20 protein-coding genes are annotated in these 26,210 nt (G+C 60.3%); 3 read left to right on the top strand and 17 right to left on the bottom strand.

Features of this window, described 5'->3' with window-relative positions; translation table 11 throughout:
• Positions 1-10: 10 nt before the first annotated feature.
• The 5 genes from chrA to ACCC96_RS07050 all read right to left on the bottom strand — a co-directional run bounded on the left by chrA (position 11) and on the right by ACCC96_RS07050 (position 5,244).
• Positions 11-1,369 carry a chromate efflux transporter gene (chrA, locus tag ACCC96_RS07070; protein ID WP_413695315.1) on the bottom strand — a complete coding sequence of 453 codons (1,359 nt, stop codon included), beginning with the start codon at positions 1,367-1,369 and terminating at the stop codon, positions 11-13.
• Entirely contained in the window at positions 1,362-2,306 is a 945-nt protein-coding gene (locus ACCC96_RS07065; RefSeq protein ID WP_413695314.1) for a chromate resistance protein ChrB domain-containing protein, read from the bottom strand. The genes chrA and ACCC96_RS07065 overlap by 8 nt, the downstream gene beginning before the upstream one ends.
• 124 nt (positions 2,307-2,430) lie before the next feature.
• Positions 2,431-3,327, bottom strand: coding sequence for an SDR family NAD(P)-dependent oxidoreductase (locus tag ACCC96_RS07060; RefSeq protein WP_413695313.1), 897 nt, complete (start codon positions 3,325-3,327; stop codon positions 2,431-2,433).
• A gap of 117 nt (positions 3,328-3,444) precedes the next feature.
• The gene (locus tag ACCC96_RS07055; protein ID WP_413695312.1) at positions 3,445-4,068 is read right to left on the bottom strand and encodes a DUF4157 domain-containing protein; all 624 of its coding nucleotides are present in this window, start codon (positions 4,066-4,068) and stop codon (positions 3,445-3,447) included.
• A 222-nt stretch (positions 4,069-4,290) separates the two neighbouring features.
• Positions 4,291-5,244 (bottom strand): diiron oxygenase, encoded by a 954-nt coding sequence (locus tag ACCC96_RS07050; protein WP_413695311.1) that lies wholly within the window; start codon positions 5,242-5,244, stop codon positions 4,291-4,293.
• A 175-nt stretch (positions 5,245-5,419) separates the two neighbouring features.
• Between ACCC96_RS07050 and ACCC96_RS07045 the strand changes: the two genes are divergently transcribed.
• The gene (locus ACCC96_RS07045; RefSeq protein WP_086944951.1) at positions 5,420-6,376 is read left to right on the top strand and encodes an AraC family transcriptional regulator; all 957 of its coding nucleotides are present in this window, start codon (positions 5,420-5,422) and stop codon (positions 6,374-6,376) included.
• A 31-nt stretch (positions 6,377-6,407) separates the two neighbouring features.
• Here ACCC96_RS07045 and ACCC96_RS07040 read toward each other — a convergent pair whose 3' ends face one another.
• Positions 6,408-6,905 carry a GNAT family N-acetyltransferase gene (locus ACCC96_RS07040; RefSeq protein ID WP_258612336.1) on the bottom strand — a complete coding sequence of 166 codons (498 nt, stop codon included), beginning with the start codon at positions 6,903-6,905 and terminating at the stop codon, positions 6,408-6,410.
• A 258-nt stretch (positions 6,906-7,163) separates the two neighbouring features.
• Between ACCC96_RS07040 and ACCC96_RS07035 the strand changes: the two genes are divergently transcribed.
• A complete protein-coding gene (locus tag ACCC96_RS07035; protein WP_018925608.1) occupies positions 7,164-7,637 on the top strand; it encodes a hypothetical protein in 474 nt (157 codons plus the stop codon).
• A 111-nt stretch (positions 7,638-7,748) separates the two neighbouring features.
• Here the strand turns inward: ACCC96_RS07035 and ACCC96_RS07030 are convergent, their stop codons facing one another.
• The 7 genes from ACCC96_RS07030 to ACCC96_RS07000 form a co-directional block, all read right to left on the bottom strand.
• Positions 7,749-8,531: a hypothetical protein gene (locus tag ACCC96_RS07030; protein WP_225609300.1), complete on the bottom strand. Its 783-nt coding sequence runs from the start codon at positions 8,529-8,531 to the stop codon at positions 7,749-7,751.
• Positions 8,532-8,703: 172 nt separating this feature from the next.
• The gene (locus ACCC96_RS07025) at positions 8,704-11,250 is read right to left on the bottom strand and encodes an NfrA family protein (RefSeq protein WP_413387319.1); all 2,547 of its coding nucleotides are present in this window, start codon (positions 11,248-11,250) and stop codon (positions 8,704-8,706) included.
• Positions 11,247-13,361 carry a glycosyl transferase family protein gene (locus tag ACCC96_RS07020; RefSeq protein ID WP_258669203.1) on the bottom strand — a complete coding sequence of 705 codons (2,115 nt, stop codon included), beginning with the start codon at positions 13,359-13,361 and terminating at the stop codon, positions 11,247-11,249. The genes ACCC96_RS07025 and ACCC96_RS07020 overlap by 4 nt, the downstream gene beginning before the upstream one ends.
• 12 nt (positions 13,362-13,373) lie before the next feature.
• Entirely contained in the window at positions 13,374-15,587 is a 2,214-nt protein-coding gene (locus ACCC96_RS07015; protein ID WP_413695310.1) for a hypothetical protein, read from the bottom strand.
• A 41-nt stretch (positions 15,588-15,628) separates the two neighbouring features.
• Positions 15,629-16,867: a non-hydrolyzing UDP-N-acetylglucosamine 2-epimerase gene (gene wecB, locus ACCC96_RS07010; RefSeq protein ID WP_258674197.1), complete on the bottom strand. Its 1,239-nt coding sequence runs from the start codon at positions 16,865-16,867 to the stop codon at positions 15,629-15,631.
• A gap of 711 nt (positions 16,868-17,578) precedes the next feature.
• A complete protein-coding gene (locus tag ACCC96_RS07005; RefSeq protein WP_019580154.1) occupies positions 17,579-17,899 on the bottom strand; it encodes an isochorismate lyase in 321 nt (106 codons plus the stop codon).
• A gap of 57 nt (positions 17,900-17,956) precedes the next feature.
• Positions 17,957-18,856: a LysR family transcriptional regulator gene (locus ACCC96_RS07000; RefSeq protein ID WP_413695309.1), complete on the bottom strand. Its 900-nt coding sequence runs from the start codon at positions 18,854-18,856 to the stop codon at positions 17,957-17,959.
• A gap of 92 nt (positions 18,857-18,948) precedes the next feature.
• Between ACCC96_RS07000 and ACCC96_RS06995 the strand changes: the two genes are divergently transcribed.
• Positions 18,949-19,956 carry an aldo/keto reductase gene (locus ACCC96_RS06995; protein WP_413695308.1) on the top strand — a complete coding sequence of 336 codons (1,008 nt, stop codon included), beginning with the start codon at positions 18,949-18,951 and terminating at the stop codon, positions 19,954-19,956.
• A gap of 116 nt (positions 19,957-20,072) precedes the next feature.
• Here the strand turns inward: ACCC96_RS06995 and ACCC96_RS06990 are convergent, their stop codons facing one another.
• From ACCC96_RS06990 to ACCC96_RS06975, 4 genes are all read right to left on the bottom strand, one after another.
• On the bottom strand, positions 20,073-23,168 hold the full coding sequence (locus ACCC96_RS06990; RefSeq protein WP_413695307.1) for an efflux RND transporter permease subunit: 3,096 nt from the start codon (positions 23,166-23,168) through the stop codon (positions 20,073-20,075).
• A complete protein-coding gene (locus ACCC96_RS06985) occupies positions 23,165-24,277 on the bottom strand; it encodes an efflux RND transporter periplasmic adaptor subunit (protein ID WP_413695306.1) in 1,113 nt (370 codons plus the stop codon). The genes ACCC96_RS06990 and ACCC96_RS06985 overlap by 4 nt, the downstream gene beginning before the upstream one ends.
• 30 nt (positions 24,278-24,307) lie before the next feature.
• Entirely contained in the window at positions 24,308-25,822 is a 1,515-nt protein-coding gene (locus tag ACCC96_RS06980) for an efflux transporter outer membrane subunit (protein ID WP_413695305.1), read from the bottom strand.
• Positions 25,823-25,939: 117 nt separating this feature from the next.
• Positions 25,940-26,155 (bottom strand): hypothetical protein, encoded by a 216-nt coding sequence (locus ACCC96_RS06975; protein WP_413695304.1) that lies wholly within the window; start codon positions 26,153-26,155, stop codon positions 25,940-25,942.
• Positions 26,156-26,210 lie beyond the last annotated feature (55 nt).

Genomic DNA, 26,210 nt, shown 5'->3' with positions numbered 1-26,210 from the left:
ATTGCGCGCTCTAGCGCAGCAGGTGCACGGCCAAACCAACGAGTGCACAGGCCATCAGTACCTGAATCACGCCGCGCTTGAAGCGGAACAAGGCAATCGCCGCCGCAATCGCGATCAGCGCGGACGGCCAGTCCAGGTTGCCGCTGAACCCTTTGGGCCACAGCACGTGATAGCCAAAGAAACACGCCAGATTGAGAATCACCCCAACCACAGCGGCAGTAATCCCGGTAAGCGGTGCGGTGAACCTGAGTTCATTGTGAGTCGACTCCACCAGCGGGCCACCTGCGAGGATGAACAGGAACGAAGGCAGGAAGGTGAACCAGGTCACCAGCGTGGCGGCGACGGCACCAGCCAGAAACACTTGATCGGCCCCGAACACCTGCGAAACATAGGCGCCGACAAAGCCGACAAAAGCCACCACCATGATCAGTGGCCCCGGGGTGGTTTCACCCAGCGCCAGGCCATCGATCATCTGTGTCGGCGTCAGCCACCCATAGTGACCGACCGCGCCCTGGTAGACATAAGGCAGCACCGCATAAGCACCGCCAAACGTCAGCAGCGCGGCCTTGGTGAAGAACCAGCCCATCTGAGTCAAGGTACCTTCCCAGCCAAAGAGTGAGGCCAAGATTCCCATTGGCAATGCCCATAACGCGGCGCCGATAAGTGCCAATAGTGCCAGTTTCAACCAGCTGAACCGGGCATGCTCCGGAGACGGGGTGTCGTCATCGATCAATGCCGGGCCGAAAGATTTTTTCGCGGCACTGTGACCCCCGGTTCTGAATTTCTCGGGCGCCAGGCGACCGCCGACATAACCGATTAACGCAGCTCCGAGCACGATCAGCGGGAACGGCACATTGAACGCGAAGATCGCGGTAAACGACGCCGCCGCTATCGCCCACAGCCAATTATTCTTCAATGCCCGTGAGCCGATCCGATGGGCCGCCTGCACGACGATGGCCGTTACGGCAGGCTTGATTCCATAGAAAAGCCCGGCCACCACCGGTACTTCGCCGAAGGCGATGTACATCCAGGACAGCGCGATCAGGATGAACAGTGAGGGCAGCACAAACAGCCCCCCGGCGATCACCCCACCCCAGGTTCGATGCATCAACCAGCCGATATAGGTGGCTAGCTGCTGAGCCTCCGGCCCTGGTAACAGCATGCAGTAGTTGAGGGCGTGCAGAAACCGCCGCTCGGAAATCCAGCGCCGCCGCTCTACCAGCTCCTGGTGCATGATCGAGATCTGTCCTGCAGGCCCGCCAAAGCTAATGAATCCCAGCTTCAGCCAGAACCAGAATGCCTCACGCAAACTGATCGGTTCAGGCCTCGACAGATCCTCTTCAGCCGCTGATGGGGAAACCTTAATCATTGGGATGTTCCTCTTTCACAAACTCGGCGAGCAGACCATCAAAGATGCCGCTGGCAGCAGCCAGCAAGTGGTCATCATGGGTAATGGTTTCGCGTAGCCCTGCCAGCACCCGTTCGATGCCGACAGCCTCCACCGGCTGAATGCCACCGATATCGAGGTAATGCACCAGTGCAGCGATGCGGTTCAGGCCTGGCTCTTGAAGTTCAAAGCTGGCTTGCAGGGTTTCAAAGGTCACGCGGTTGCCGACATGACTGAAAGTTGCGTCATCGAAGTCGAAACCCAATGCATCTGCCGGGCAGTCCTGTGGAGTGTTGAGCCAGAGGATCTGAGCCTGCGGATCAATGAAGCGCCGAATCAACCAGGCGCAAGCCAGGCGGTCGACCCATGGGCGTTTACGCGTTGCCCAGACACGACCTTGAAAGTCGCCAAGGCTCAGCGCCGTGATTGGCTGGTCGCGGCTATGCGGCTCATCCGCAGACAGCGCTCTGCTGACCGCTGTCTCCAATTCCTGCAAAGCCGAATCGATCTGCTGTTTCGGTTTACCTGGAAAGTAATCGATGCTGGCGAGCTGTTCATAGGCTTTGCGCAGCTTGCGAATTTGTTTGGTGGTGGCCAGCGCATTCTCGGCATTGAGCTGTGCCCGGCATGCTTCGATCTCGGCGCGTAGCTTGGTGTAATCATCGCTACGGTCGAACAGCTCAATAAAGCGCTCTCCATCAGGATCAACGACAGGCAGGACGTAGGCAGTGCCATTGATGGCCAAGATGTCGCGCTCGACAGACGTTAGCGCTTCTCGACAGGCAGCGGTATCAGGTAAGAGATAGGCGCCATCGCGTAAGACCGCCGCTCCAGAGGCTTTTAGCGCGCGCCAGGCACGCATGCGTTCGGTGGCATTGGCGGTCGGCAGACCTAATATCAAAGCTAGCCAATTTTTCATGTAGCGTTTTCTACGATTTATGTAGGTCTTGCTACTTTATTCCTGATTCGGGCCATGGGGAAGCGCTCCTTCAGAAGTAGGGCGGCAAACGACCCTGAACGGTCATTCTCGATTGCCTCAACGATCAAGAGGTCGCGACTGAAATACCCGTCCGGGCAACCAGTGTTTCGGACGCGATCATGAACTGTCTGATGTGCGCTTCAGTCATGCCTGCAGACGGCAGGATCGCTTGGCCCTTGTTGTTGAACATCGCGCCGCTGCGATCCTCGATCTCAGGGGCAACCAGTAGCGGGACGATTCTCTTCGCATAAGTTTCGGCGGTGGGTGTCAGCAGCCCGATCAGGCCCTCCGCGATGCGCGATTTCAGCGAGCCCTTGCCGAAAAAATTATCGCGGATACTGGTTTTGATAAGGCCGGGATTCAGGCCAAAAACGTCCAGGTGCGGGTAGCGCTTCACCGCATCCAGAACAAGCATTTCGTTGCCGGCCACCGTGTTCATATGCGCGGACATGGCCTTGTAGGACCTTTCAGCATTGAGGTCGTCGAACGTCCCTATCTGGCCTGTGCCGGGATACCCCACGACAATCACCCTTGGTTTGCTCGTAGTCGTGGGCCTGTCTGTACCCAACTTCGACCCGACGCTGCGCAGGATGACCATGCGGTTCAGATAACTGACCGCCAGATCGCGCTCAATGCCCTCCGCTGTTTCCTGACGTTGGGAGGCGGCAAAGATACCGGTGGTGAAAATGAGCAGGTCCAGGGATTCCGCCGGCAGCAGCCTGGCGACCTGCAGAGCCTCACTCATCAGGCTCAGGTCCGCCTGGAGAAATTCGATTCCCTGGGTGCCAGCATCGCGAAAGGTTTGCCCGACGACCAGGACGCGAGCGCCGCGAGAGGCCAGCAAGCGACTCAATGCCTGACCGATGCCACCGGTGCCACCCACGACGGCAACCCGCATCCCGTTTAGGTCAAGGTTCTCTGCATCGACATGGCGCCACGTCAGGCTGGTGTCACGCTTCATGATGGCTCTCACATAAATGGCTGGAGGCGCATCATCCGCTCTATTGTTTTTGGGATAAATATGGGTTTTTGGATTTGACTGATCCATTTATGGAGCAAACGCCCAACCCTTTGAACATCAAGGATGTCGAGGAGGTTCTGACTGGGCCACGCTGGCTCTTAGCGCTCTGGCTACCTTGGCTTGAATCTCGTAAGCAGGCGCCTCGACGGTTGTGTAATCACGGGTATAGCGAGTGGAAAACCCCCGAACTCCCCATTGCTGGTACTGCTGCACGTGCTTCAATTCATGCGCCCACAGCGCGACATTGTTAAGAGCATCATCCGCACTGCGAAAGACGATGATGTCTATCAGGGTGACCGCAGTGACATCGGGATTCTGCAACATGGTGTTTGCGGCGTTAAGCTCCACATCATCGCCTACCTTGTAGCGGGCCGAATCAAGCACTTGAATGTCATAGTAGGGTTCGAGTTGGGCTCGGATATTCAGCGGAATTGTCCGAATATCACCAGTTGCCGCGGTGTCGCGAGATTGCACGATCCAACTCTGTAATCCAGAGGAAGCCATTTTGTTCATGCTTTCAAAGATCGGCCCCATTTCCTCTTTGGAGCCTGGAGCACAAAAACAAGTGACCACGCAGGCTTCGTACTGCCCTGCTGGGCAGGCGTAAACAGAGAACGAAGTGCCAACGGAAAAGAGCAGTACCGATAACCGGAAAACTTGACGCAAAAAGACAGCTGACAATTGGTTCTCCCAGAGGTAGTGGCGGTCGGCAGGTGATGCTTCTGGTAGCTCGCACCTGGTGTTCAACCGCGCGTTGGACCGTTGCGGCCACCGTTTGTTGCCTTCAGAGCCCACAGCTTTTTCAGGCCACTTCCCACATTACCTGAAAGGCCGCGCTTGGCCGTTTCTACCCGTCGCGTTCACAACCGCGCGGCCGACAAACGGTCGGTCGCGCGCTGTCGATCAATTGTTCATGATGGGGGCCAGTGCGGTCTGAACCCTGGACATCTGTGCTGGCGTTGTCATGCGCGTCAGCAGCCGGCCAAAGTGTGGATGCTGCACGCCCGAGATAATGTACTGCCAGCGATAGGCGCTCAGCACGCAGGCATGGATCTGCGCTGTCTCATCGACACTGAACGATCGCGAGACACTTTGAATAAAGTAGTCGGCATCGGATGCCGATTGTGCCTGCAGGATTGCATCGACGGCCGCCACCAGCGCAATCAGATCGTTCACTGCCTGGTCACACTCGGCTGGCGACAGTTTTGCATGCTCCGCCTTCCACTCCAGTTCATCGAGTACGACGTGCCGGCTTTCATCCTTCCAGTGAAATTTGAAGACATCCTTGAATAGAGGGCACAACTCCTCGCGCGGTGCGATGCTCTGTGTGTAGTGCGCCTGAACAAACAGCTCGATATGACAGGTCAACGCCAGCACCGACCAAGTACTGGCTGCAAGTACCGCACGCGCCACATCGTTTGGATCGGCAACTTGACGATATCCCGCTGGCAATTGCGAACCAATCATCGCCTCCATGCGCCGGAATAATTCCTGGTGCTTGATCTCGTCGTTGGAAAAGCGCACCAGCGCTTCGAGTGCAAGCTGATCGTCAAATACATGGGCTCGACCTTGATCGAGCATTTTGGCACTGATAAACCGCTCGACCAGGCCAAAGATGTACGCATAGGTCCGGCCCTGAATCTGACTGAGCAGGCGTGCCTCGGCCTCGGCGAGAAAGGTCAGGCGGTCGATCTGCGAGAGTCCATCGGGCAAGAATTTGCGCGAGAAGTCGAAGCTCCGGTCCTGTAGCAAATCGCGATCGATCTGCCATTCGGCTTTTTTCGATGATCTGACCATTTGAGCATAACGGGCGGCGTTGCCTGACTCTGAGCCGGGTAGGGTAGCGATGGTGTTCATCTAGATCTCCTGCTGCCTTGGTCGAGTTGGAATGGGGCAATTACGGTTGACGTCGGAGCCAATGACCATCGATCTCTGAGTCCGCGTTGGTGCTAATCTAGGCATCGCGGTTCAGGTGGTGAATGACTGATGCGCCTGAATACCTGCTCCGGAGTCCGGAAAAGAGGACGGGCAAGTGTTGGATGCGCTTTCTGATGTCTTGCGTGTGATCAGGCTGTCTGGAGGGGTCTTCCTAGAGGCGGAGCTCACTGCGCCCTGGTGCATCAACGGCAGAATCTCGGCGGATGATTGCAAACCGTTCCTGGCGGCACCTCGACATATCATTGCGTCGCATTTTGTCGCCGCGGGGCACATGCAAATACGAATAGACGGTGGTGCCGCCCTCGACGTGGGGGCAGGCGAACTCGTTTTGCTTCCTCGCAATGACGCCCATTCCTTTGGCAGTGACCTGAGCATTGCGCCCATGCCGGCGAGGGACGTTATTCAGCCGCCGGAAGTCGGCGGCATTTCACGAATCAAGTATGGCGGGGGCGGCGAGGCCACGCAGTTATTGTGCGGATTCCTCGGCTCTGAAACACCCTTCAGTCCGTTGCTTTCGTCGCTGCCATCCTTATTGAAACTGGACCTTCGCGCGACGGCTTCGGGCACCTGGATCGAAAGCTCATTCCGTTTTGCTGTGAGTGAAATCGCGGCGGGACGCGTCGGCTCGACAACGGTTATCGCCAAGCTATCCGAATTGCTATTCGTCGAAGCCGTCAGCCAGTATGTCGCAAGTCTCCCCGCTGAGCGGCGCGGGTGGCTGGCGGGGTTGCGAGACCCGCATATCGGGCGCGCACTGGCGCTACTCCATGCTCGTCCAACCGAGGGCTGGACTGCAGAAGCCCTGGCGCTTGAAGTGGGCATGTCGCGCTCGGTATTCGCGGAGCGATTCACGGCATTGGTCGGACAGCCACCGATGCAATACCTGACGCTCTGGCGTATGCACGTGGCGGCTCAACACCTGCGCGAAGGTCGCGGCAATGTGGCGCAAATTGGCTTTGCAGTTGGCTATGAGTCCGAAGCCGCGTTCAGTCGCGCATTCAAACGCCAGTTCGGCACGTCACCCGGCACTTGGCGCAGACAATCAGCATGAGAAGATCCGGAGCCGATGGAGACTCACTCATCTAAATCGAAAGACCAAACCGACATTCGTGCTCTGCCCCTTCTCGAGACACATGTTCGATCAAGAAGCCGCACCGTTCGAGTACTTTTGCCGATCCGATATTTTCAGCGTATACGGTGGCCACCAGTTGTTTAAGGTTCCAATGCAACTGCGCCTGCTGGATCAGATGCCTCACCGCCAGCGTTGCCAGTCCCTGTCCGCAAGCGTTTTGGGCAATCCGGTAGCCGACTTCTGCCGACCGCTCGGTCATATCGATGCCTTTGAGGTTCGCTCGACCCACTATATTTCCAGCGTCATCTTCGATGACGAATGGGTGCCAGGTTCCGGCGGCAAAATCAGCTAAATAAGCGTCAATGTGGTCGGTGACGCCCTGCATCGAGTAAAAGGCAGAACCGCGCGCGTCAATGTGGCGCTCGAACCATTCGCGATTGTCCAGCTCGAACGCCAGCAACGCCTCGGCATCAGTACTTTGCAGGGTACGAATTCTGACGGGCTTCATAAGGTCGCTCTCCTTGCTGGTAGCACTACTTGAATAATTGCTCGATTCAATCCCGGGAAGGCGCAGACTATCACTTCAACCCGCAGTGACGGGTCGGCCAATTTTGCCTCGCCACAGGACCGGGCGGGGGGCATAGCCTGTCGGTATCCAGGAATCGCATTCGGTATGCCATGATCTATACTCGCTCGTTAGTTGAATTCCTCATGCCTAGAAGTTTGCCGTTGGGCGGATTGATCTCTTCCTTCAGGAGAGTTTCGTATGCCAGATGACGCCAATTTTGAAGCGCCCGTCGCGCCCGATGTAAGCGGTGTAACGGACTTGCCTCCGGAAATGATTCAACAGTTGAAGGTGCGATTGACAGACGCGGCCAAGTTGCATGATGTCTTGGCCGATCCGATCATGTTTAACGGCGGCACTATCCTGGTGTTGCTGTTGACGACACTGGCGACGCTGTTACCCGCTACAAACTTTACTTGGGTGGCACCTTTGTGTTCTGCGCTCGCTGGGTTGTTCGTCGCAATGGAGCGAGCCCTCGGATTCGGTGCCCGTTGGCGTTATCACCGTGAAATGCGTTTTGCCTATGAATCAATTATCGACATGCTGGATTTTCTTCCGGTAATTCCCGCCTCCGAACGCCCGAAATATATCCGCGATATCTTTACGGCATTGTATGCGGTTCGATCTCGGGAGTCGGCGATCCCGAATGCAGGGACTAATTCAGCACCTACCTGATTACGATTCCAAACTACCTGCTTCGTTTCGGCTCAACCGGGGGGGCTTCAGTCGGCTTCATATCTTTTAGGCGTCGGTTAGCCACGACGTTATAAATGGCTGCTTTGCGATTCACCGCACCAGTTGCTCCAGCAACTCAGGCGTCACGTAGTGCGGTCCGTCGAACAGGTAGAGCGGATAACCGTCATAGGCCGCGAGTTGCGGTTTGAGTTCGGCCGCGGTCGCGGAGCGGAATCCGCCGCCGAAGTTGGGGCGAAAGGCTTCGACGATGATTCGCACACGGTCCTTGCCCAAGCGCTGGCGCATGGCGTCGGCGTAGGTTCGGGCCACCGGTGCGGTGCGGGCGTAGACGCCGACGCCATCCTGGAAGAACACGCCGATGTCATCCGGCAGCCATTGCTTGAGCCAATCGGCGGTGGCGGCGGGGCCGATGTTGGCGCCGTCGTAAACACTGATCCATAACGGTCGCGGCAGCTTGGCCAGCAGGGCGGGCAGTTCTTTGGCGCGGGTCCAGCTGGGGTCGACTTCGGCCGGGAAATACCAGCCGGTGACGTGTAGCGGCGTAGGCAATTTGGCGATGCGTTCCGAGACAGCGGCCAGTTGCTCGATGTTGTCCCGTGAGCGGTTCTCGCTGAAGTAACCGGCCAGCCCGAGAATGACATCCTGCGCCCAGGGCGCCTTGGCGATACGGGTCCAGTCGGGCAACACCGGCACGGTGGGCAAGCCGGTACCGGGAACGAATGCCTGATCGTCGACGACGGTCCATTGCACCAGCAGCTCATGGGCGCCGAGTTTTTCCCAGTGGCCGTTGATGCCGACGGTCTTGTTGTCCGGCTGCCAGACGATGCCGACAATCCCCGGGTCAAGAGCCTTGGTGTGTGTCACGTAGAGCATGCCGGAACCTGCGCCGAGGGTAGCGATAAGCAACAGGGCGACAACGGTCGCGCGACTGGCGGTATAGCCAAAGATTTTCACAGGGCTGCCTTTTTCAGGGGCGGGGGATATGCCCACGTCGAGGGCAGGTTAAACCCCAGGCACAAATAAACTCGAACGTTCATACCAGTCCTCAATAGGAATACGTCAGGCGAGCGAACACGCCTTGAGCGCGGTCATCGCCCAGCACCTTCACGCGGTACTGCAGAGAAAAATCCACGTAGGAGCGTGGGGCGTTGTAGGCATCTTCGCGGAACCAGTACCGGACGTTGTTGCCGACGCCGATGCCTGCGGCCTTGCCGGATGATGAGCTCGTGCTGCCGTCGGTATCGGTCTCGCTGTTCATCTTTGAGTCATAGTCGAATGCGGCCACGACATGGGGGAAGCTCACCCAGTGTGAACCTGCGCCGCCGATGGCGTAACTGCGGCCGACCTGCCATTCGCTGTTGAAATAGTCACGCGAGTCATTGATGTAATGACCGCCTTCAGCAAACAGCTGCGAAGTCCACCAGCTGGAGGTATCGACCCGCAAATCGGTCCCGATACTTGAGCTATAGCCCAGGCGCACCAGCCAGTCACCGTTGACGTCTGACGACCCCAAGGGGACTGTGCGCTCAACGGCAGCCATCACGTTCAGCGCCGTGAACGGCTTGACCCGCACACCAACGGCGCCTTGCAGGGCATCGATACCGCTAGCCGAATCGCTGTTCTTGCTCCATAGCGTGTCGGTGACGCGACCGTAGAGTTCGACAAAGCGTGCATTGCGATAGCCCAACGGGCGCCAGGACAGTTCGGTGCTGTTTTGCAGGCTGTCGTTGCTGTTACTGCCGCTGCTCGGCGCTGAACTCAGACCGCTGCTGGAACTGTTGCCGCGATAACTGGTAGTGCTGATCAAGCCCCAGGTACGCGACACATCGGCCACCGCGCGACGGGTGTCGAAGAGCTGCTGCGGGGACGTGTCGAGTTCACCGGCATTTTTTGCGTCGATGACTCGCTTGAAATAGGTGACGGCTTGCTCATCGTCATTGACCCGCATGGCGTTGTAGGCGGCATCCTGCGTTGCCGTCGGTGAGAGTCGGCTGCCAGCATCGGCCTTGCGAAACGATTCACGGGCGTGGTCATCGTCGCCGGCCTGGACCGACAAGTAGGCGATCTGCAGGTCGCTCATCGTTTCCAGTTCGCCGGTGTCCCGCGCCTGTTGCAGCCGTTCGCGCGCAGTTCTTCTCTGGCCGATGGCGGCGTACAGACTGGCCTCTTCGTAAGCCGGCAAGCTGCCCAGGGCCAAGGCCCGGGTAAAATCCTGGCGTGCCCCGGTATCGTCCCCCGATTGTTGACGCAAGAAGCCGCGCTGGCTCAGCAGCCGGGCGTCATCGCCATTGGCCTTGAGACCATCGCTGGCCGCCGCGATGGCTTCGGGCACATGCTTCTGCTCGGTCAGGGCGCTGACCAGCAGGCGTCGATACGCCGGGTTCTGCGGTGTGCGGCCGACGGCTTGGTTCGCCTGGGCAACCGCCGTTTCGAAGTCCTTGCGGGCCAGGGCCGCGTAAGCCTGGGCGGCGAGGTCAGTTCCGCCGTCGCGCTGGTTGCCCGGCCAGATATCACACACCAGGCCAAAGGCCGTTTCCTGACAGTTCAGGGCCGGAGCAGGGACGTGAGCGACAGTGTTCAGATCCCCATTGTTTTTCTGCCGCAGCGCTATTTGTGCGGCGCTGCGTCGGCGGGCTATTTCGCCACCTTCATCATCGACCAGTGGCTGCAGATCATCGAGCGCCTGCTGAGGCTCGCCATGGGCCAGTGCGGCGTCGGCGGCGAAGAAACGAATGTTGCGGACTTGCGCTTGCGGCAGGCCATCGATGGCGAGGGCCTGCTTCAGGTCAGTTTGAGCGGCTTGAGTCTTACCCTGCCGATCAAGGGCGTAGCTGCGCAGAATCCACGGTGCGATTTCCCCGTCATCCTGTGCCAATGCAGCGGACGCGGCTTGCTCGGCCCCAGGGTAATCGTTGGCGGCGAGCAGGGCGCTGATCAGCAGTTGCTGGTTGGCGCCGATTTCCGGGGCCCAGGCGACGGCTTTTCTGGCCTGGTCCACGGCCAGCGGCACATGGCCTTGCTGCAGGGCGCGATAGCCCTGAACCGCCAGCGGCACCGCCAGTTGACGACGAATCGCTGCGCGACGCGTCAGCAATGCGTCGTCGTCCGGGAACATCGCAAGCGCCTGGGTGGTGGCTTGATCCGCTTCCTGCAGATGCGGTTGGCGCTGCAAGGACTCGATCAGCAGCAGTCGATAGTCCATGCGTTTGGGCGCCTGAGTGATGGCCTTGCGTGCGGCCTGGGCAGCAGCGCCGAAGTCATCGCGGTCATAGGCCTTGAAGGCCTGGGCAGCAGCACCGAAGCCCGGAGCCTGACGTGATTGCGGGTAGCGCCTGGGATGATCACGCAGGTCCTTGTCGCGCTGAGCCAGCACAATCAGCGTGTTCAAACGCTGGATATCGGCGCGCTGACGTAGCGCTTCGCGAGCCTTGGCGATGGCCAGGTCATAGTCTTTGCGCTCGTAAGCGCTGTACGCCTCGTTGGCGGTGACATAGGCCGGACCGGTCAATGGCAATGGCAGCGTCTGGGCATGAGCAAACGCAGGTATCAGGCTCAGCCCCGTGGCCATGAGGGTCAGTAAGGGGCGATTCATGCAGGAAGCTCCGCAGGGTAGTGGCTGTGCTGACGTGCCACGGCTTTTTCGATGGTGGCGCGAGGCAGCACGCCGCTGTCGACCAGATAGTCGCCAATGCGGCCATGATGCTGCGGGCGGTACTGCAACATCGCGCGGCTGAACACATCGCGATCCAGCAGGCCCATTTCGATCAACAGGTCGCCCAGCAATGGAGCTCGGGCATCCGGCACGGATTGGCCTTCGCGCACGTTCAGTTGACGCAATTGCGCGACGATTTCGCTCTCCCGGGCAATCAGCTGCACCGGTTCGCTGCCCAGTTCGTCGCTGACCTGTTGCAGGCCTTCGGCCGGCAGTGGGCTGGCCACGGCGACTTGCGCACAGCCGTCGGCATTCAAGCCAAGCGGCACCACGCGCCAGCGCAGGGCGAATTCATCGTCCAGCATCTGGTTCGAATCCCGCGCCTTGGCGGCCACATCGAACACCCGCGGCAAGTCGTTCTGAAAGGCGATGGCTTCCGCGAGCGTTTCGTCGTCCAGCCAGCCGTTGCTGAGTAAAATCCGCCCCAATGGGATGTGCCGGGTTTTCTGTTCGACGAGAGCATTTTGCAGGTCGGTTTCGTTGATCGCCTGCCAGGACAGCAACACGCTGCCCAGCTTGCGAGGTGCGGCAGCGACCAGGTCGGTGGACGGGAAGTCGTGCATGGTCTTGTCCCACACCAGTTTGCGGTTCAGCGCCTTGCCAACCAGGAACATGCGCCAGGCCCGTGACGCGGCCATGAAGTTGACGAAGTTGCCCACCACCATGCGCGGGATGGACAGCAAACCATGCTGCCAGCCGTATAGCACGGTAGTGAAATAGCAGCGATGCGCGATGCGCCAGGCCAGCGCGAGACCGTTGGCCAGCAGCAGGTATTGGATAAAACCGTTGGTTTCAAACGGCGTCGGGAAACTCACGTCCCACAGTCCGCTCTGGCGCAAAACAATCAGGCCCAGCAACTGCACCAGAATCACGTAGGCGATGATGCTGACGAACGCCGTCACTACGCCTTTGCGGTCGCGAAACAGTAGATAACGGTTGGCCAGCGAGCCGCTCCAGCCCATTTGTTCCCAGCCTTGCAGCCCGATGCCCAATGTCCAGCGGGCCTTCTGGCGGAACGCGGTGCGGAAGGTGTCGGGAAAGAATTCGCGCACGCACAACGGCATCTTCAGGGTCGATTCGTAAGGCTTGCGAAACCATGATTTGCGCAGCACGCGAAACTGCACCGGGAAGCGCACGAAGATCGCATTCATACCGACCTTGGCCAGGCGTGCGCCGACGTCGTAGTCCTCGGTGAGGCTGTCGGTGTTGAATGGCTGGTTCTGGGTTTCCCCGGCCAACACTTGCAAGGCACGATGTGAAAAACAGGTGCCGACCCCGGCAGATGGCACGGTATCGGTCATGCTTTCTCGCACCACCAGATCCTTGCCATGCCATTCGGCGAATTCGTCCATGTAGGTGCCGGCCACCCATTCGTACCAGTTGCGCTCCAGCGAAACCACGGGCAACTGGATCATGTCCTTGCGCGGCAGCAAGTAGTTGAACAGGCGCAATTCCAGCGGGTGCAGCACGTCTTCGCTGTCGTGCAGCACGACGCCGGCGAAGGTCATGCCGTGGGTTTTCTCGTGCAGGAAAATCGCCTGGATCACCCAGTTCAGGCAGTCGGCCTTGCAGGTCGGCCCGGCATGCGGGACTTCCACGCGATGCAGCTGCTTGTAGCGCCGACGCATGCGCTCCACTTCATCGATGGTGCGTTGGTCGTTGATGTAGGTGCCGACAAAGACCACATAGTTCTGGTAGTCCAGGGTCGACACCATGTTCTCGATCATCGGCGCGATGACGTCGTATTCCAGCCAGGCCGGAACCATGATTGCCAGCGGTTGTTCATCCCGGGCCATCAGTTGCTCGGCGGTCAGCGGCCGGTACTTGCGACCCACGGTGAATTTGCGGAACAGGCGACGAGACCAGTACCACAGGTCAATGAACAGATCGTCCAGGCTGGAAATCAGAATCAGCACCGCGACCACGATGGTCGAGGTCTCCAGGAAGCTGTAGTAGTGGGCCAGCCAATAGGGCCAATAAAGCGACGTCATCGAGGGTTACCGTTACTGGCGATTGCGACGGGCGTTACGGCCGGCCAGCAACAGGATGAGGACCAACAGGATGCCACCGGGAATCAGCCACAACAGCGACGGTGTGCGCCAGGCGTCCAGCCCCTTGGGTTCTTCGTGGTCGATCAATTGGCTGCCACTGGGGTCCTGGGTGTCGAAGGTGGTCAGCGTACCGTTGTCACCGAGGATGGCGACGTCGCCGCGACTCAGCAGAACCTGCCTGGCGAAGTGGGGGGCGTCGGTGCCCAGTGTGCGATAGACCAGACCGTGCTGGCCGCCGCTTTCCACGGCTTGCAACGAAGCCAGGTGGTTGAGGGGATGCACGTCGAGCAACACCTGATCCTTGTGATTGATACGCAGGCGGCCCTGCTCGTCGACCTGCACCGACTCTTTACTGTCCTTGATCGGCAACTCGAAGGCCAGGAAGGCTTTGTCTGGCGTGACTGAGACTTTCGGGTCTGCGCTGATATTCAATTGCGCACGCAGCGGCGAAACACCGGCGGCGTCAGCCACCGAAATCACCTGCGGCAAACTGCTTGCCGGGTGTTCGAGGTAGGCCTGCGGCACGAGGATCTGCGCGTTCACGGCAAAGCGTGCAGCCATGCCGGAAAAGTCATCATCCAGCGCAGTCTTTTCCAACACGATATGGCTGGTCGGCAGCACCGAGACCGGGAAGGCTTGTGGCGTTTCGAGGCAGCGATCACTGACCGGCTGGCGCTGGAACGACACACGCAGCACGTTGGTCGAGCCCACGGCGTAACGTGGTATCCGCGCTTCAATGCGTTGCTTTTCTCCGTTGGCCACGAGCTGTTGTGCGCCAATCAGATAATCGTTGAGAAACAGCGAGGCCACCGGCGCGGTGTCCGAGGCGCCGGGTGCGGCGGACACATCGATCACCGCCTTCACCGGCAGACGTCCGTCGTAGGCCACGCTGCCCAGAGGGAACGAGGTGCTCCAGTCGGATTTGGCCAGCACGTCGATCGCGCCGGGTTTGCCGCCCAGGCGCGACAAGGCCACACGGCCGTCGGCGCTCAATGGCAACTGTGCTTCGCTGACGGTCAATTGGCGGCTGCGTGCCAGTGTGTTCCAGGCCGAGCTGAACAAGGCCAAGGCCTTGCCGGTCGCTTGCGGCGCGATCGTCAGCACCGGGCGTGTCCCCAGCAATGCCAGTCGCACATTGTCCGTGCCGGTGGCGGCCAGGCCTGCATTGATATGCCGTACACGCCATTGCGCGAAGGCGCTGGCTGCGGTGGCGTCGAGACCTTGAATCTGACTTTGCAGCGCATCCAGAGACTCATTGACGGCCTTGAGCAGTTGCGGGTCGTTGATGGCCAGATCCGCCTGGACGTTCGGGGTTTGCCCCAACATCAGCAGCGCGCCGATTTGCGCCGGGTTCTCCAGGACGTGCGGGCCTTTGCCGTTGAGGCTGGCGAACGCTGGAATAGTTTGCAGTTCGGCCGGGATGCGCAGGCCGGTCAGGTCAACGCTGTCCTGTACGGCGGGAAAGGGCAGGATGTGGCTGTGCTTGCCGATCCGTTCCAGTGCCACGCCCAGACGCCAGGCGGCGTCGTAGCTTTCGGCGGATAAGGTGCCCGGCGCAACCATGATCCCCGGTTTGCCAGGTAATGCCGTCCAGGCCGCACCAACGTCCTGTAACTGGCTGGCGTCGTAGCTGTAGTTGAGGCGGGTGTCCGGTTCGATACGCAATACGTTGCCGATGGCGCGTTCGTCTTCGCACAACACGCGGGACACGATCGACGACCAGGCAATACCCAGGCGCACCGAACCGCTGTCACGCGCGGTCTTGTCCACGCCCAGCGTGGCGCTGGCGTCACCTTGAGCTTCGCTGAGCCCTTCGGCGCGCACCGGATAACCGTCCAGCGACAGCAGCAAGGTGTTACGGCCGCCTTCGCCGTTGAGGTAGCTGGCGTCGAAATTCAGCGTGGCATCGGTCAGTGGTACACCCGCCGGCACGGGTAAATACAATTCGCGCCGGGCATCGGTGGAACCCAGGATGATGGGGGCGTCGATCCCCAGATCGCTCAAGCGGATCTCACGCTCCTGCCGAGTGTCGGCGTTGAGTCGGTTGATCGCCTGGGTGAGCGGGCTGTCCGCGGCCAAGGCGAAGGTCGGCATGAGCGCGAGCAGGCTCACGCCACAGGCAAGGGCGCTGAGCGCACCCGTATGGATGGCAACGGAAGACTTCATTCAGGTAGATCTCGAGCTGATAAGGGGAGGAGCGGTTCGGTTTAGAGAGAGGTGAAAGCCGGGTAATTTTCCTCGGGCACAGGCACCGCTGTCGGGTAATGCAGGAACTTGGGCAATGACTGCCGAGCGACGACGAACTCATCGACCGGACGCCCCATCAGCGCGTCGACGATGCGCGCGCTGGCGCTGCCATCGCCGTATGGGTTGGCCGCCTGGGAGCATCGACGCCACAGCAACTCGTCATCGAACAACGCGTTGACACTCGCGATGATCGAGTCCGGCGAGGTCCCGACCAGGCGCACAGTGCCCGCCGCGACCGCTTCGGGGCGCTCGGTAACGTCACGCATGACCAGCACGGGTTTACCCAGTGAGGGGGCTTCTTCCTGCACACCACCGGAGTCGGTGAGGATCACGTGTGCCCGTTGCATCAGTCGCACGAAAGCCAGGTAGTCCAGTGGCTTGATCAGGTGCACATTGGGCAGGTCGCCCAACTGCTCGGTGACCGGGCCCATGACATTGGGGTTCAAGTGCACCGGATAGACGATCTGGATGTCGGCACGCCGGGCCAAATGGCTCAGGGCCTTGCAGATGTCGAGGAAGCCTTCGCCGAAGTTTTCCCGACGATGCCCGGTGACCAGCAATACCTTGCGGCCGGGTTGCAGGAACGAGAATTGCTCATCCAGGCCTGCACGCAGGTCAGCGTCCTGTTCGATGCGCTGCGCGGTCATCTGCAAAGCGTCGATCACCGTATTGCCGGTCACGAAAGAGCGCCCCTGCAAGTGCTCGTCGAGCAGGTTTTTTTGCGACTCGTGGGTCGGCGCAAACAGCATGTCTGCACCCAGGTCGATGCAGCGACGATTCATTTCTTCCGGCCACGGGCTGTAGATGTCACCGGTACGCAGGCCGGCTTCCACATGGCCGACCGGGATGCGTCGATGGAACGCAGCCATCGCGGCCACCATGGCCGAGGTGGTGTCGCCATGTACCAGCACCCGGTCCGGGTGGGCCATTTCCAGCACGGGATCAATCGCCTCGTAAAGCGCCGCGGTCAGCGAATTGAGCGTCTGGCGCGGCGTCATCACATCGAGGGTGTAATCGGCCTTGAGGTTGAACAGATCCAGCACCTGTTTAAGCATGCTTTGATGTTGGCCGGTGATGCATATCTGCGAATGAATGCCAGGTTCCGCAGCGAGGGCTTTGACTAAAGGCGCCATCTTGATGGCTTCAGGACGGGTACCGAAGATCGAAAGGACTTTAAGCCTTGAATGATGGCGGACGATGATGCCTTCCTCGCGCAGTTCTAGTGCGCAACACAAAAGCTGCCCCAAGTTATATTGAAACTTGAGCCACGCTAGCGTTATTTGAGTTTAGTAAAGGCCGGGATAGTCAGCGTGAGCGCTGATGTTCACTTCATGTGAGAGGGGACGTCGCCTGGAAACCCGGAAGCTGCCGGATTATTAGCATCAAAGGTGAATATTTTAAAGCGTTATGTGTGGGTTTTTATTTAATTATAAAGTTTGAAACTTTTATATTCGTGGTCGGTCACTTATGGTTTTTAATGATTTTATGAGGTTTTTATTTAAGTATTATTTAGGATTTATATTGTTGATTTGTATGGCTATTTTATATTCTTACTCCGTTCGTCAGTGCGTATGAATTGTTCATGGGTTGTAACGGTCGCGTCGGCGCTGTTAAGGGTCTGTCTCTCTGAAGAATGGTGGTTGTAGCGGTCACTTAAATGACGCCTGAATATTGTCGCGATGCAGTAGGGTAATAAGTTTTTGTGAAAGGGTAAATAACGTATTAATAGGGGATGATGTTTGAAGAAAGTGTTCGTCAGTGTAATTGGCCTGTATTTCAACAGAGTCAGCCGATAGCAGTTCCTTTGCCATCAGCGATTTCTGTGAGTCGAGCGCAAGTCCGCTCCAGGCCTATCGCAGCCTGTCATGGCTGACAAAAATAGACCTTGGCGGACAGTCAGGACACTAGCGTCAGGCTTCGGATTGATGAGCCGCCCAGTGTTTCATCTCTTCGGCAATGAAGTGGTTCACCAGGTCGCTGTACATCTTCTCGATGGCATCCGGGCTCAGGCCCTCGGCTTCGGCCCATTCACGTCGTGTTGCCAGCATGGCCTTGAAACGCTCCGGAGCGCGCACCGAAGTCACCGAGGTCTTGAACTTCGAGGCGGCCAGTACGTAGTGAAAACGCTTGCCCAGCAGCTTGATGACGGCCTGATCAAGGGCGTCGATTTCGCGTCGGATATCTTCCATGCCTGCACACTCTGCGGGCTGCAACTGATTGATGACTTCCATGTAGGTGACTCCGTTTGTTGAAAAAATCGTGGGATTCAAGTGCCGATTTTACGACGGCTACGCAGCCGCGCGAGCTCTGATAAATTCGATGAGCGCTTTCAAGGCGGGTGGCACATGGCGCCGGCTTGAGTAGTAAAGAAAGAACCGGCTGGGCGGTGCTTTCCACTCCTGGAGTATTTCTCTGAGATGCCCGTTCCGGAGATCGTCGCGCACCAGCTCCTCGTAGACATAGGCAATACCAGCGCCGTCTTTCGCTGCCTGGATCATCAGCGCATCGTCTTCCAGAATCAGCGGGCCGGTGACGGACAACCGTATCGGTTGACCGTCGGCTTGATACTCCCAGGCGTAAAGTTTGCCACTGGGAAAACGCCTGGCAATGCACGCATGGTCGAGCAAGTCGCGGGGGACGTGCGCGGTTCCCTTCGCGGCCAGATAGGCGTCCGCAGCAACGGTCACGAACGATTGAGGTGCGCCGACAGGGACTGCGATCATGTCACCGGCCAGGCTTTCACCAAAGCGAACTCCAGCGTCAAATCCCTCATTCACGATATCGGTCAATCCATCATCGGTGATCAGGTCCAACTGAATACGTGGATACCTGGCCACGAAGGGCGCGAGCACTTTCGCAAACACAATGCGAGCCGCCGGGCGCGCCACGTTGAGGCGAAGTTTGCCAGCGGGCACTTCCTGCATTGAGGTCAATTGCGCCAATGCATCGTTAACCTGGCTCAGGCTCGGGACCAGCGTCGCCAATAACTGCTGGCCGGCCTCGGTCGGGGTCACGCTGCGAGTGGTTCGGTTCAGCAGTCTGATGCCCAAACGTGCTTCCAACGCTCGCATTGCGTGACTCAACGCGGAAGCCGAAACACCACGCTCGTCGGCGGCTTTGCGAAAGCTGCGATGGCGAGCGACGGCGGCAAAGGCGTCGAGTTCAGAGAGATCGGGGTGATAACTCATGAATGTCGCTCAGTAGTTCAAATACGATTACCTATCTTATCGTCATGAGACCTCTGCCGGATACTTCCTCCATCATTGGTGGAGAGGTCGCTATGCAAAACAATCGTCTTGGATCGTCGGATTTTCTGATTTCGCCTATTGGCCTGGGGACATGGGCAATCGCCGGCACCGGTTGGGAGTACAGTTGGGGAGCGCAGGATGACAAGGACAGCCTGGGCGCACTTGAATATGCCATCGAACGCGGCGTGAACTGGATTGATACCGCTGCGGTTTATGGCTTGGGCCATGCGGAGCAATTAGTGGGGCAGTTGCTGCGGCGGGTGCCGACCTCACGGCGTCCTTTGGTGTTCACCAAAGGCAGTTTGGTCTGGGACCCGGTCACGAAGAAGATTTCGCATTCGCTGGCCCCTCAATCCTTGCTCGCCGAGATCGACGCAAGCTTGCACCGGCTTCAAGTCGAGACGATCGATCTTTATCAGATCCACTGGCCTGCTTTTCCTGCTGATGCCAGCAGTGAAGGCATTGAAATGGCGCTTTCGGCTTTGGCCGCCGCGCGCGATCAAGGAAAGATTCGCGCGATCGGTGTATCGAATTTCGATGTCGCTCAACTCAAACGTGCGCAGGCGGTGACGGAGATCGTTTCGCTCCAGCCGCCGTACTCGGCCTTGATGCGGGACATCGAGCAGGACGTTCTGCCATTCTGCGAGCAGGCCGGGATGGGTGTGCTTGCCTATTCCACGCTTCAATCAGGGCTACTGTCCGGCAGCATGACGCGCGAACGCATCTCGCAACTGCCCGATGACGATTGGCGCAAGGCCCGAAGTGCTGATTTCCAGGAACCCCGTTTGAGTGCGAACCTGGCATTGGTTGACGTCATGGCTCGCATTGGAGAAAGGCACGGGGTGAGCGCTGCCGCGGTCGCCATCGCCTGGGTACTTCGCAAACCGGTCGTGACGGGCGCCATTGTCGGAGCCCGCCATCGCGCACAAGTAGACGGGCTGATTGCAGCCTTGGAGTTGCGCCTTAGCGCTGCGGAAATCGACGAAATCCGACCGTTCCTGCCGGCGGGCATGGGAACAAATGTCCCTGGCGCCGCCTGACACTATTGAGCGGAGGGTGAGGGTTCGCTCCCGCATATTGAATGCAGGCATTCGATGGGTAGCAGAACGGTCGATCAAGATCGCAATGCTACCCATCACATGGGCGGGGGCACTCGTCACTCAGAAGCGAGCGCGGCATCCCCCAGTTCCTGCCGGGTGTCAGCGGCCGTCTGGCGACTCACCTTGAACCATGCGGCATACAACGCCGGGACGAAGAAGATCGTCAGTAGCGTCGCCACGGTAAGGCCGCCCATGATCGCAATTGCCATTGGTCCCCAGAACACACTGCGCGTCAGCGGAATCATTGCAAGCACGGTGGCCAACGCCGTCAGCATCACCGGACGGGCCCGGTGAATGGCGGCATCCAGCACGGCATTCCACGGGTCGCGCCCTTCGGCGATCTCGGTTTGCACCTGGTCGATCAGGATCACCGAGTTGCGCATGATCATGCCACCCAGTGCGATGATGCCCAGGATCGCGACGAAGCCCAGCGGCGACTGGAACACCAGCAGCGCCGGCACCACACCGATCAAGCCCAGCGGCGCGGTCAGCACCACCATCCACATGCGAGAGAAGTTCTGCAGTTGCAGCATAAGCAGCAGCAAGATGCTGATCATCATCAGCGGGGCCACCGCCAGCAGCGCCTTGTTGGCCTTGTCGCTTTCTTCCACCGCGCCACCCACGTCGATGCGGTAGCCCGACGGCAGTTTCGCTTCGATCTCCTTGAGCGACGGCTGGATCTCCTGCGTCACCGATACACCTTGCTCGCCATCCTTCACGTCGGCACGCACCGTGATCGCCATGTCGCGGTTGCGGCGCCATAGCACCGGTTCTTCCAGCTCAGAGTGCACCTGTGCGACTTGCGACAGTGGCACCACCGTGCCCTGGCGTGTGTAGAGGTTGATGTCTTTCAGTGTGTCGAGGTTCAAGCGTTCCTCAGGCACGGCGCGGGCCACGATGTCGATCAGGTCCTCGTGTTCACGCAGCTGCGACAGGGTTGCGCCGTTCATCACGGTCTGGGTCGCCAGCGACACGTCGGCCGGCGTGAGGCCCAGCGCGCTCGCCTTGTCCTGATCAAGCTGCACTTTCAGCGTACGCACCGGGTCGTTCCAGTCGAGCTGGAGGTCACGCACCTTCGGGTTGGACGCCACCACCTTCTCCACGTCGCGGGCGATCTGGCGCACCATTTGGGTATCAGGGCCGACGACGCGGAACTGCACCGGGTAGCCGACAGGCGGCCCCAACTCGAGCCGGGTCACCCGCACCCATGCCTGCGGGAATTGTTGGTCGGCCGAGGTCACCAGCCGCGCACGTACCCGCTCGCGTGCATCCAGGTCCTTGGTCATCACAACGAACTGGGCAAACCCGGGATTCGGCAGTTCGGGGTTGAGCGAGAGATAGAAGCGCGGTGCGCCGGCGCCGGTGTAGGCAGTATAGAAACGCACGTCCTCGTCCTTCGCCAGGATCTCTTCCATGTGCTTGACCTGCTCGGTCGTCGCGGCAAACGAGGAGCCTTCCTTGACGCGCAGGTCAATCACCAGTTCAGGGCGCGAGCTGTTGGGGAAGAATTGCTGCGGCACTAGCTTGATACAGGCCAGCGCCAGCACCAGGGCGCCAAACGTCGCGCCGATGACCACCCAGCGGTGCTCGATGGCGGCGTCGATCAGGCGGCGCAGGCTGCGGTAGAACTTCGTGTCATACAGATCACCATGCTGGTGCTTGCCCAAGTCGTTGGGCAGCATCTTCACTGCCAAGTACGGTGTGAAGATGCCGGAGCAGATCCACGAGAACAGCACTGCGGCACCGACGATCCAGAAAATGCCACCTGCGTACTCGCCGGTAGTGGACTTCGAGAGGCCGATCGGCAGGAAGCCCACGACGGTGATGAGTGCGCCGGTCAGGCGCGGCATGGCGGTGGACTGATAGGAGAAGGCGGCCGCCTTTACGCGGTCCATGCCGGTTTCCAACTTCGCCACCATCATCTCGATGGCGATGATGGCGTCATCCACCAGCAGTCCCAACGCGATAATCAGCGAGCCGAGCGAGATACGCTCGAGGTTCCAGCCCATCGCCAGCATCACCAGCGCCACGCCACCCAGCACCAGCGGCACCGTGGTCGCGACCACGAGGCCGGCGCGCCAGCCCAGGCTGGCCAGGCTCACCGCGATCACGATGATCAGCGCCTCGGCCAGCGCATGACCGAAGTCCAGGATGGCGTCCTTCACCGTGGTGGGCTGGTCGGCCACCAGCTCCAGCTCCACGCCGTGTGGAAGTTCGGACTGGATCTTGGCGACTGCCGTATTCATCGCCTTGCCAAGGTCCACGATGTTGCCGTCGCTGGTCATCGTGATGCCGAGCATCAGCACTGGCTGGCCGTTGTGGCGTACCGTGTAGGTGGGCGGATCTTCGAAGCCACGGGTAACGGTCGCAATGTCGCCGAGCTTGATCAGTCGACCGCCCGCAGTGATGGGCACGTTGCGGATAGCCTCTTCACTGGCGAATTGGCCGCTCACGCGCACCATGACGCGGTCGCCGCGGGTGTCGATCTGGCCTGCGGGCAACAGGGCGTTCTGGCTCTTGAGGCTTTCGGCGATGGCCAGCGGTGTAATGCCCAACGCTGCCAGGCGCTCGTGCGAGAACTCGACATAAACACGCTTGGCCTGTTTGCCGATGAGGTCGATCTTCTTGACCATCGGCACCTTCAGCATCTGGCGCTTGACGTCTTCGGCCGCGTCCGACAGGTCGGCGTGACCGATGCCGTCGCCCTTGACGGCGTACATCAGGCCATACACGTCGCCGTACTCGTCGTTTACGATCGGCCCGATCACGCCGTCAGGCAGCTCGAGGCTCAGGTCGTTGAGTTTTTTACGCGCCTGGTACCAGGCCTCGCGCTGGTCAGCCTTGGAGGTGCCGCCGCGCACGGTGAGCGTCATGCCCGCGTAGCCTTGGCGCGCGTAGGTGACCACCTTTTCGAAGTTGTCGATCTGCTCGAATTTCTTCTCCATGCGATTGAGGACCTGGTCCTGCATCTGCTGGGCGGTAGCGCCCGGCCAGATGACCATGGTGGTCATGGAGGGCACGGAGAAATTCGGATCCTCGAGCTGGCCGAGCCGGGTGAAGCTGAAGGCACCGGCCACCGCGACGAGGATGAGCATGAACAGGACGATGGCGCGGTGACGCAGCGCCCAGTCGGTGAGGTTGAAGTTGTTCATCGGGCGGCCTGCTGCGTGGTGTTCGCGTCAACAATCGACGCGCCGGGAAGCGCGACTTTCAGCCCGGATGCCATCTTCTGCACCCCGGCGGTGACGACCAATGCGCCGGCCTGCGGTCCGGAGACGAGCACCTCGTCATTGCGATAGCCCCACACCGCCACCTGCACCAGTTCGACGATGCCCGCCGGACCCTTGCCCTCGGGCGTGACCACCCACAGCGCTGGCTGGCCGCCGATTTGTGTCAGTGCCGTGGCTGGCACCGCCGCCACGGAGACATTTGTCATCATCCGCTCGGCAGTTACCGTGGCAGTGGCGCCCAGTGGCAGCGCCTGCACCGGTTTGAGCCGCGCGCGATAGGTGCGTGTCTGCGCCGCAGCCTGCGGCGACAGTTCACGCAGGGTGACATCGAAGACGTCGTTCGGCGCACTGGCCAGCGAAGCCTTGAAACGTGCCTCCTTGAAGACCGACAGCTGATCCTCGGGCACATCGATGACGATCTCGGACTCATCCGGATTCGCAACCGAGACGATCGGTTGGCCCTCGGCCACGACCTGTCCGGCCTCAAAGCGTACAGCCGTGACAACACCGCTACGCGAGGCGCGCAGCACGGTGTATTTGAGCCGGTTGCGCGCGAGTTCGAGCTTTCGTGCCTCGGCCTCGGCGGTCGCATGCGCGGTTTGGGCGTTGGTCTGCGCGCGCTCGTCATCCGCTGCACTGACCGAGCCGTCAGCCTTCAGCGCGGTCAGGCGCTGGCGGTCCGAATCGGCCTGGTGCGTCTGCTCGACGGCAACCGTCCATTGTTGTCGCGACGCGTCTTCAGCGAGGCGGTAGTCGCTGTCATCCAGCACAGCCAGGATGTCGCCTTCGCGCACAAACTGGCCGACATCGACCTTGCGCTGGGCGACCTTGCCGCCCACGCGGAAGGCCTGGTCGACTTCGTGCCGCGACTGTACGGTGCCGACATAGCGACTGATATCGCGGGCATTGTCGTAGCTGATTTCAGCGGTGCGAACCGGTCGTGGTGCCTGCACGGTGGGTTGCTCCGGGCTGCACGCGGACAGCATGACGGCTACGGCCAGGGCGCCGGCCGTAGTAAGGGAGGTTTTCAAGGCGGTTCCTCTTTGGAAAACGACAGATTCTTAGGAAAGTGGTGGCCGGTCGGCTTCGATGGTTGCGGTGGGAGTGGCGGGGTGTTCGAACACCTGCCAGCCTCCGCCCAATGCCTTGTAGAGCTGCACGCTGTCGAGCAGCAGGCGGGTGTTGCTTTCGTTGGCGTTCAGGCGAGCCGCCAGACGCGCTCGCTGTGAGTCCAGCAGCGGCAGCAGGTCGATTTGCCCTCTATCGTAGAGCGACTGCGCGTGGCTCAGTGCAGCCTCCGCGGACTCGGTGGCCGACTGCAACGATTGGGCACGCTGACGCTCCTGGGTCTGGGTGACGAGGGCGTTCTCCACGTCCTCGAGCGCGCGCACAATGCCGTCCTCGGCGCGCAGTAGCGCCTCACGTTGGCCGCTCTCGGCGACCTCGTTGATCGCGCGCGTGCGCCCGGCGTTGAAGATCGGCATCGTGAGCAGGGCGGCCACGTTGGTGAAGCGGGCGGCACCCAGGTCCAGACCGTTCATCTCAAGGCCCTGGCGACCATAGGATGCTCCGAGGAACAGCCGCGGAAACCACTCGGCTGCGGCTTGTTGACGGCGCGCATTGGCGGCATCGAGTTGCGCCATCAACGCCAATACATCAGGCCGGCGCTGTAGCAGGGTGGCGGGCTGCCCTTGTCGGGCCTCGGGCGCCATCACGTTGCCAGGGGAGGGCTGGATGCTCGCGGCATTAAAGGCCTGGTCACCGACCAATACCGCGATGCGGTGCCGCGCCACAGCCGCCTGGGTTTCCAGCGCAGGGATCTGCGCGCGCGCCGAAGCGGCATCGGTCTGTGCGCGCTCGACGTCGAAGGCGGTGGCCAGCCCGACACGGTGGCGGGCATTGACCAGGCGCAGTGTCTCGTCCTGCGCGGTCGCGATCGCGCGTAGCGTTTCGGCCTGGCGCAGCGCACCGACCAGTGTGAAGTAGTTACTGGCAACGTCGCTCATCACCAACAGACGCACGCCACGCACGCCGTCCTCCGCGGCCAGTGCCTCGGCCTCGGCTGCTGCCGCGCCAGCGCGCAGGCGTCCGCTGAGGTCGAGTTCCCAAGAGACGTCCAGGCCTGCGCCGACGGTCTTGGTGTCCGGGACTCCCTGCTTCTTGGCCGTGCTGTAGCCGCTGCTACTGTCGGAGCCGAAGGCGGACATTCCGACGCTCGGAAAGAGCCAGGAGCGACTGATCGTCTCGCCGGCGCGAGCGGTGCGCACGCGCTCGGCCGCAATCTTGATATCACGGTTCTCGTGCATTGCGCGGCGCACCAGATCGGTCAACACCGGGTCGTTGAACGTTTCCCACCACGCGGCTTCGGGTTCCATCTCGGAGGCTGTGCTTGCAGCGAACTTGGCCGCCAGGGGCACCGACGGTTTGGCGGTCTCCGTAGAGCAACCGGTTAAGACCAGGGCGATAGACGCGGCGAGCGCCGCACCCACGACGACGCCGAGCAGGCGTTCGGCATATTGCAGGGGCGTCAGCCCGGCGTAGCGGGTCAGCGGATGGGAGGTTGGAAGTCGCGGCATCGGATTGGACTCGTGTAGATTCGAGGTGGCATCAGCGTAGGGCCCGGTGTGTGCGAAGTCGTCAGCGAAGCGTCGCCGTTCGGTCGCCATATCGAGTGTTGATTCAGGTTGGAGGTGTCACTCGCTGTCGGCATCTGCCGCGTGCTCGCCGGTCGCTGACGCGAGGTCGGAGTCAATCGACTCCAGCAACGCTTCGGCGGACGAAAACTCGCTTTGACGCCCGGTGACCAGGTTTTCGAGGCGGCCCGCGAGCGCCCCGGGCGTGGCGTCGCTACGCAGCTTCACGACATACGAGCGGCGGTTCGGGTACTTGGATTCAGGGTTCAGGCTCATTGCAGACCAGGGGATCAGAAAGTTCGACGACAGCGTAGGCCGTCCCCCTGGTCGA

Source organism: Pseudomonas sp. Pseusp11, from assembly GCF_047304405.1.
Classification (GTDB): Bacteria; Pseudomonadota; Gammaproteobacteria; order Pseudomonadales; family Pseudomonadaceae; genus Aquipseudomonas.
This window is presented reverse-complemented; position numbering and strand designations above follow the sequence as displayed.